The following is a 5,278-nucleotide window of genomic DNA, read 5'->3' as shown; positions in this document are numbered from 1 at the left end:
TGGTGTGGCGCTGTTGGGTTCCGGGCTGTGGGAGGCGAAACCTGACCCGGAGACGACGATCCGGCTGGCGTTTTTGGAGGGGGATCGGTTTCGCTGGACGGTGGAGCGAGCGGGTCAGGAGCCGACGATCATTGAGGGCAGCGCGGCGGATGCCAAGGGGGTGCTGACGCTCAATTCGGCGGCGCAGGGGGCGAACATCGCGCCATCTTCGAACCGCTCTTGCTGGGCGAACATGGTCGAGAGCGCGAGTTGCTTCACGGCCGGCGAACCTCGGAGGATGCGGTCTCCGGCTGGACTCCGGTCAGGCGCGCCAAGCGGCTCGCAACCAACAACCCTGCCGGCGCCAGGATGGCGGCGGCGAAGCTGCCCCAGAGGCCGCCCCACCCGGTCGCGCCGGCGAAGGGCACGACGAGCGCGGCCACGATGCCAGAGAACAGGCAGAGCGGCAGCAGCCACAAGCCGGCACGGCCCTTTGTCGCGACGCTGAGGCCCAGCCACGGTAGGAAGGCGAGCGTCCCCCAGGCGAACAGGTAAAGCGTCACGAAAACGGCGGTATACATCAGCTCACGATACGGGCGATATCGAAATACGTAACCACGAGAACGCCGAAGAGGAGCAGCGCGAAGCCCATGAAGTGCACGAGCGCTTCTTTCTCCGGAGCGATGCGCCGGCCGCCGCGCAGAATCTCGATGACGACGAAGAGCATGCGCCCGCCATCGAGCATCGGGATGGGGAGTGCGTTGAAGATAGCGAGATTCAGACTGAGGAGCGCGGCGAGCTCGATCAGCGGGCGCCAGCCCTGCTCGCTGATGATGTTTCCAGTGGTCTCGGCAATTCCGACGGGGCCCGTGAGGGCTGGCTGGCCAGTCGACATCGAAGCTCCGGAGGTCCCGGAGACCAACACTCGGACCTCGTTGACCGCGAGACGGAAGGTCTCGGCCAGCGACACGAGAGCCCGAGGGAAGGCTTCCCATGGCCAATCCCAAACTTTTTCGGTGTACGGGTAGAGTAGCTGGCACGATACGGGATTGCCTTCGGCGTCCGTCGAGCATGAGGCCGGTGGGCCGATACGGACACCGGTTGGCCCTTGCCCCGGCGGCGGATCCCAGCGGGCATAGACGTAGGCCACGAGCGTGGCTCCCCCGCGATTGATGACCCAGCGCTGCGATTCGCCGAGGTGGAGACGATTGGCGTAGACGAGTTCCGACGTGTTGCGAACCTCTTTACCTTCGACCTCGAGGACGATGTCGCCGGGTTGAAGCCCCGGCGACGGCGCCGAACCATCGCGCATGACACCTTCGACACGCGCCTGAGCCGCTGGGGAGTCGGGCGCGACTTCGAGGATTTGGGCCATCGTGAGAGCCCGTTCGCGGGGCACCATGAACCCGACGGCAAGAAGCACGATAGCGGTGACGAGGTTCATCACCACACCCGCGGACATGACGGCTAGCCGTTTCCAGGCTGCTTGGGCGGCAAGGCTGCGTGGGTCGGTCGGGTCCTCCTCACCGAGCAGGCGCACGAAGCCGCCTATCGGAAGCCAGTTGAGGGTGTACTCGGTCTCGCCCTTGCGCAGGAACGTCCAGGCGCGGGGGGGAAAGCCGATGCCGAACTCCAGCACCTTGATGCCGAAAGCCTTGGCAGCCAGGAAGTGCCCGAACTCGTGGATGACCACGAGAACCACGAGGATCGCGAGGAACGGAACGGCGGCCTGGAGAATGGCGAGGGGGTCGAAGGCGAGGAACGTCATGCGAGGACCCCCGGCGGTACGGCGGCAGCGAGGCGCCGCGCTTCCGCGTCCGCGTTCAGCACTTCGTCGAGCGTCGGGTCGGGTATCGACCGGTGTCGTTCGAGCACTCGCTCGATGACTCGGGGTATATCGAGGAAGCCAATCTCCCCGGCGAGGAAACGCTCGACGGCGACTTCATCGGCCGCGGCCATCGCCGCAGGGAGCGTTCCGCCGGCGCGCCCCGCCTCCATCGCAATGCGGAGGCACGGGAACCGGTCAGTGTCGGGTTTGGCGAAATGCAGCGCGCCGATGCCGGCGAGGTCGAGCAGCGGCATCGGAGGCTCGGGAAGCCGCGCGGGGTAGCTGAGCGCCAGCTGTATCGGGAGTCGCATATCGGGGACGCCGAGCTGCGCCTTCACGCTGCCATCAGAGAACTCGACCAGCGAATGGACGATGGACTCCCGGTGAAGCACGACTTCGACGGCGCTCATGGGGACATCGAAGAGCCACATCGCCTCGATCGTCTCCATCCCCTTGTTCATCAGCGTGGCGGAATCCACCGTAATCTTGCGACCCATCTTCCAGGTCGGGTGGTCAAGGGCCTGTTCAGGGGTCACGGAAGCGAGTTGTTCGCGGGTGAAGTCCCGAAAGGCACCGCCGGAAGCGGTAAGAATGATCCTTCGGATGCTGCGCGGAGACTCCCCCCACAGGCACTGCCAGATCGCGGAATGTTCGCTGTCGACCGGACGGAGCTCGCCCCCACCTTCTACCATGGCAGCGCCGACGAGGTGGCCGGCCATCACCAGCACCTCCTTGTTGGCAATGGCAACGGCTTTCCCGGCCCGGAGCGCGGCAAGCGTCGGGAGCAACCCCGCGGCCCCAGCTGTAGCGACGAGCACGATGTCGACGTCGGGCGCGGATGCTATAGCTTCGGGCGATTCGAGAACGGCACCTACTGCAGCGACGGCTTCGCCCAATGCATCGTCGCTTGCGCTAGCCCAAGCGTAGCGCGGGCGGAATTCGACGACCTGCTCCGTCAGGAGGCGTGTGTTCGACCCACCAGCGAGGGCGACCGCCTCGAACCGCCCCCCGGAGCGAGCGATTACGTCGAGCGCCTGCCGCCCGATCGAGCCCGTACACCCGAGGACGGCGACGCGGCAAGGTGCTTCCACGATAGTGATCGTACGGCCGGCGGCCCCCACCCGGCCAGTCAACCGGCGAACGCGGGGATGACTTCTTCGCTCCAAGCGCGCAGGGCATCCCAGTCGACGGGCGGTCGGATGGCGATGTTGACCTGTGCGGCACCGGCCTGGGCATAGTGCCCGACCAACTCGACGGCCTCAGCCGGGAGGCCGGTCACGACGCCGCGGACGCGCATGGCCTCGGCCGCCGCTCCCCAAGTCTGACGGTACTGCCGTTCCGCTCGTTCGAGTGCAGCCGGCGTCGCGGCCATGTGGAAGGAGAGATTGACCGTCCGCTCGATGGTGGATGGGTCGCGGCCCTCTCTCTCGCACCAGTGGTCGAGGACCGCCGAAAGACGTGCGAACTCTTCCGGCGAGGTGTACGGGGTGTTCCACCCGTCGGCGTGCCTGGCCGCGATACGGAGCGTTCGTTTTTCCCCATTGCCTCCGACCCATATTCGCACGCGCGGCTGGACGGGCTTCGGGTTGCAGGCTGCGTTTTCGAGCCGAAAATACCGCCCCTCGAACGTCGACCGGTCCTGCGTGGTGAGAAGCCGTACGACTTGGATTCCCTCCTCGAGCATGTCGAGTCGTTCTCGGACGGGCGGGAACGGGATGCCGTAGGCGCGGTACTCTGGCTCGTGCCAGCCAGCTCCCAGGCCGATTTCGAGACGACCGCCGCTGAGATGGTCGATCGTGCAGAGCGCGTTCGCCAGGACCGCCGGGTGGCGGTAGCCCATTCCGAGAACGAGCACTCCGACGCGGACGCGTGACGTTTCGCAGGCCATGGCCGCCATGCACGTCGTGGCTTCGAAGCAGCTGCCGTTGCCATCGACTGGGGGGGCCTCGTAGAAGTGGTCCCACACATCGACCCAATCGAACCCGGCAGTATCTGCCCACCGCCACAGGCGGCGCAGCTCGTCCATCTGGATGTTCTGTTGGCCGATGTGAAGCCCAAATCGCATGACGCACCCCCTCCGCGGTGAGCGCGGATTTTACGAGGCACCTTCGAACCAGTCGCGGACCCGGTGGCGTTGGAGCTTGCCGCTGGTAGTTCGTGGCAGAGCTTCGACGGCAAGCCAGCGACGCGGGAGCTTGTAGGCGGCGAGACGTTCCCGGAGCCATCCCTCCAGCCGGCTCCATTCGAGTGCGTGGCCCGGTTCGAACACGATGGCCGCTGCGACGGTCTGCCCCCAAGTGGCATCGCGAAGCCCAACGACCGCAGCCTCGCGGACCGCCGGATGAGCTTCCAACGCAGCTTCGACCTCCGCGGGGTAGACGTTTTCTCCACCGGACACGATGAGGTCATCGCGCCGATCGAGCACGTATAAAAATCCCTCGTCGTCGAGCCGGCCAATGTCACCGGTGCGAAGCCACCCGTCGCGGAGGGCGCGTTCCGTCGCCTCTGGATCTTCGAAGTACCCGGCGAACACGTTCGGGCCTGCCACGAGGATTTCACCGGCGGCCCCGGGCGGCGCGTCGACCCGTAGCTGGAAGGTGAAGAGCGGCTTCCCAGCTGAGCCGAGGTGCCGGAGAGCGTCGGACGGCGCCAGAGTGGTGACCTGGCTAGTGGCTTCGGTTAGCCCGTAGGTTTGGAGGACAGGGAGACCCCGCGCTGTGGCGCGTTCGAGCAAGTCGCGGGCCACGGGACCGCCGCCAACGAGAACGGCACGGACGGAGGGAGGATACGCGGCCGCATCCACTTCGAGCATCCGGGCGAGCATGGTGGGCACGACCGAGAGCAGCGTGATGCGCTCCTCGCGGAGAGCGTAGTTGACGCGGGCCGGGTCGAAGGTTTCGTGGATGACCGCCGTGGTGCCCTGGATAAGCGAACGCGTGGCGATAGACAGCCCGCCGACGTGGCAGAGAGGCAGGCAGGCGAGCCACCGGTCAGCGGGATCGACCCCGATATTGAAGGCCGACGCCATGGCACTGGCGAGAAAGTTCTCGAACATCAGCCGAGCTGCTTTGGGTCGGCCAGTCGTCCCCGAGGTAAACATCAGCACAAAATCACCCGTCCAACTCCCCGGCCACACTGCCGGCAGCGGCCCTGCCTTCGCACCTTCGATTTGGAGGAGCCTTGCGCCTGAGCGCGCAGCGACGTCCTCCGCGTTGGCGGCAAAGTGGGCGTCGTGCAGGAGCAGGGAGGCATGGAGCCGCTCCACCTGCCAGGCGAGTTCGCCCCCGGATAGGCGCCAATTGAGCGGAGCGAGCGGCGTACCGAGTCGTGCGGCTGCCCAAACGGCAGCGACGTAGGCCGCGGAATTCGCGGCGAGGAGCGCGACCGGCTCGCCCGGGCGGGCACCTTCACCGAGCGCCGCCGCCGCGAGCTCGGACACCCACTGGTCGAGGTCAGCATACGTCCACGTGG

At 66.5% G+C, this 5,278-nt stretch carries 6 protein-coding genes; all 6 read right to left on the bottom strand.

The features are described 5' to 3' along the window. Positions 1–114: 114 nt before the first annotated feature. Positions 115–258, bottom strand: a complete 144-nt coding sequence (locus VAE53_RS03910; protein ID WP_322818057.1) for a hypothetical protein — start codon at positions 256–258, stop codon at positions 115–117. Beyond that, positions 255–560: a hypothetical protein gene (locus VAE53_RS03905; protein WP_322818056.1), complete on the bottom strand. Its 306-nt coding sequence runs from the start codon at positions 558–560 to the stop codon at positions 255–257. Before VAE53_RS03905 ends, VAE53_RS03910 begins: the two co-directional genes overlap by 4 nt. Next, complete coding sequence (locus tag VAE53_RS03900; RefSeq protein ID WP_322818055.1) at positions 560–1,747, bottom strand: M50 family metallopeptidase; 1,188 nt, start codon at positions 1,745–1,747, stop codon at positions 560–562. Before VAE53_RS03900 ends, VAE53_RS03905 begins: the two co-directional genes overlap by 1 nt. Then, a complete protein-coding gene (locus VAE53_RS03895; RefSeq protein ID WP_322818054.1) occupies positions 1,744–2,898 on the bottom strand; it encodes a 1-deoxy-D-xylulose-5-phosphate reductoisomerase in 1,155 nt (384 codons plus the stop codon). The genes VAE53_RS03900 and VAE53_RS03895 overlap by 4 nt, the downstream gene beginning before the upstream one ends. 38 nt (positions 2,899–2,936) lie before the next feature. Further along, entirely contained in the window at positions 2,937–3,872 is a 936-nt protein-coding gene (locus VAE53_RS03890) for a TIGR03560 family F420-dependent LLM class oxidoreductase (RefSeq protein WP_322818053.1), read from the bottom strand. 30 nt (positions 3,873–3,902) lie between these two features. Then, positions 3,903–5,278: o-succinylbenzoate--CoA ligase (gene menE / locus VAE53_RS03885; protein WP_322818052.1), on the bottom strand; the 1,376-nt coding region annotated here is incomplete at its 5' end.

This window comes from Tepidiforma sp. (genome assembly GCF_034432735.1).
In the GTDB taxonomy this organism is placed as follows: domain Bacteria; phylum Chloroflexota; class Dehalococcoidia; order Tepidiformales; family Tepidiformaceae; genus Tepidiforma.
The sequence above is the reverse complement of the archived record's forward strand: the minus strand, read 5'-3'. Positions and strand labels throughout refer to the sequence as shown.